2 protein-coding genes are annotated in these 2,830 nt (G+C 73.4%); both read right to left on the bottom strand.

Annotated elements, in window-relative coordinates; all coding sequences use genetic code 11:
• A partial coding sequence (locus ACRYMN_RS20745; RefSeq protein ID WP_432499316.1) for a hypothetical protein occupies positions 1–1,482 on the bottom strand: 1,482 nt, incomplete at its 3' end.
• Positions 1,483–1,520: 38 nt separating this feature from the next.
• Positions 1,521–2,615, bottom strand: coding sequence for a hypothetical protein (locus tag ACRYMN_RS20750; protein ID WP_432499318.1), 1,095 nt, complete (start codon positions 2,613–2,615; stop codon positions 1,521–1,523).
• Between the last annotated feature and the right edge of the window lie 215 nt (positions 2,616–2,830).

The raw sequence follows: 2,830 nt of genomic DNA on the forward strand, positions 1-2,830 counted from the left end.
GCCATCGCCATCGCCATCGCCATCGCCATCGCCATCGCCATCGCCATCGCCATCGCCATCGCCATCGCCATCGCCATCGCCATCGCCATCGCCATCGCCATCGCCATCGCCATCGCCATCGCCATCGACGTCGCTATCGGCGCTCTCGCCGGCGGGGAGCTCGGCGCGCGCGGTGCGCAGCGCCGTGCGCAGGCCCTGACTGATGAGGGTCGCGGCCATCTGACCGACCAGGCCCCCGACGAGGCCAGCGACGACGGGCACCGGGATCGCGGTCTGCGTCAGCGCACCGCACACCCCCACCAGGACCGCCTGCAGCGCGCTCTCGCAGCACCGCTCGGCAAGCTCAGCAGCGTCGATGCTCCCCCGGACGAAGGCGAGGCCAGCCTCGGCGATGTTGGCGACCGCACCGGCCATCGCCGCCGGAGTCGAGCCCTTCCCCAGCACCGCCGGCAGGGCCTTAGCCGAGACTGCCACTGAGATCGCCTCCCCCAGCCCGGCGACTGAGGCGGAGCGCACCGCGCCCATCGCTGCGACACCCGCGGCGGTGGCGGCCGCGGCCGCCGCGGAGGTCTCCCCCGCCCGCACCCGTGCGGCCTGCCTGGCTGCCTCCACCACGCCGGCGAGCCCCGCGCCGGTGAGCGCGCCGGCGGCCATCGCCGTCTGCACCTGGTGGCTGGCGGCGTGGTGGACCTGGTCCTTGCCCCAGCCGGCGGCGTCGGCGCCCGCGGCGCGGGCGTCATCGAAGGAGACCGGGGTGCTGTGCACCTGGCCTCCACGGCGGAAGAAGCCGGTGCGCAGGCTCGGGTCGTCCGCATGCAAGGTGGCGGTGACGTGCGCTCGCGCGTCGGCGTAGTCGGTGTAGCCGAGGCCCTCGGGGGGCATGGTCAGGCGCTTGTCGAGAACCTGCTTCACAGCTTCGAGATGGTCGCCGGCGATGAGGCGTTGCATGCCCGCGTAGTGGGCGTTGACGAGGCTGCGGGCAGTTCTGGCCCCGGTCCCAGTAGGCTCGCCCAGGAGTTTGGCCTGGGCAGCGGCGAGCAGGCGACCACCTTCGTCGAGCAGGTGCAGGTCGGCTGCCGCGCTCTGCGAGCCGCCGGTGGCCCACTCGGTGCTGGCGGCCCGAATCTTCGATCCCTTGGCGATGGCGTCGAGGTTGAAGGACAGCTCGTGCATCACCTCGAACAGGTGCCCAGTCCTGATGGCCAGGTTGACGTTGGTGTAGCGCTGGGCGACCCGCTGGGCGATCTTCTTCACCCGCAGGGCCTCCGCGGTCTGCGCCGCGGCTCGGTGAGTCGCTGCGTTCACCAGCGCCCAGGCTGCGGCCTGCGCTCCAGCCCTTGCCCCCGCCCGCACCCCAGCCCGCGCCCCGGCCCGCAGGAACCGGCGGCCTCGATCCGGCGCCCCGGTCTCCCCGCTCTCCCCGGCGTCACCGGCCTGGTCGAGATCCGGGACATCGACGCCATCGACAGCCTCGGCGATCACCTCAGGTTCCTCAGCGGTCCCGTCGGCAGCCTCCCCGCTCACGACGCCGCCCGCGCGGTGCTCGACTCGGTGCTCGACTCGGTGCTCGACTCGGTGCTCGACTCGGCACTCGATTCGGCACTCGACTCGCCCGTCACGGTGTCCGCCTCGCTTCCGGCGGCGGTCCCCGCCGGGGTCCCTGCCGTAGCGGTGGCACGTTGGTCGGCCCCCTCATCGGCGAGGTCCTGCAGGCGCTCGCGGGCATCGTCGACGACCTGGCCTGACAGGTCGCTCACCACCCCGTTCTCGTCCGCCAGCGGGGTGGCCATCACCGAGATCGTCGTCGTCATCAGCGACACCGTCGTCGCCACCTGCGCGCGCTGGGCCGCGGTGTAGAGCGCGTAGTCGGTCTCCACCTCGACGAGGCCCCGCAGCTGCTCCAACCGGTCACCGGCCTCGGTGTGCAGGTCGCTGAGCAGGGTGCGGACCTGCCGACTGCGGCGGATCACCGCGGCGGTGTTGCCCTCAGCCCGCGCCAGCTCGACCTCCACCTGGGCCAGCTCCTTCGCGCTCTCGCGCTGGCGACGGCGCTGGCGCCGTCCCTGCCAGGCCACCACCCCGACCGTGGCCAGCACCGCAGGTGCGGCGACCAGGCTGCTCAAGACCACGGTGCCGGCCGCGACGCCACCACCACCGGCTGCGAGTGAGCCCCCACCGAGCCAGGCCAGGGTGGCGCTGGTGGCGGCCGCGCCCGAGAGGCCTGAGATGGCGGTGCCGGTGGACGCGGCCGCGAACGCGCCGACGGTGGTGAAGGCACCCACCCCAGCGCCGGCGCCTACGCCCAGCCCGCCGGCGAGCGCGCCCACGGTGTGCAGGGCGCTCAGGCGCACCTGGGTGACCTCCACCTGCGGGGTGTGCCCGGTGGTGGGCAGGTCGATGCTGGCCAGCTCGGCGAGGTCGACGTTCTTCAGCCGGGCGAAGACGTCACGGAAGGGCACCAGAAGGCGCTCGTAGACCTCCCGGCGCCGCTGCTCCTGCGCCAGGCTCTCCCGCTCCGCCCGGCTGACCAGCGCAGCGTGACGGTCCTCGAGCTCCTCCTGCTGGCTGCGATTGGCGCGCGCCAACCGCACCGCCTCGACCCAGGCGATGCCCACGACGTCCTCCCCCGCTCTGCTGGCCTTGCTCCGGTGCGCCCTGGTGCAGCGGTCCGGACCGGGCTTCGTCCAGCATGCCCCGCTCCTACGACACGCTGCTACCGCTTCAGCACGGAGAGCGACACCTGGTCGGGTCGGTGAGGTGAGCATGCTGCCGCGAGCACCCGTGCCGTCGCGTGGTGTGGGCCGGGTCGGCGCTCAGAAGCGCCGACCCG

Source organism: Kineococcus gypseus (genome assembly GCF_050871305.1).
GTDB classification, from domain to species: Bacteria; Actinomycetota; Actinomycetes; order Actinomycetales; family Kineococcaceae; genus Kineococcus; species Kineococcus gypseus.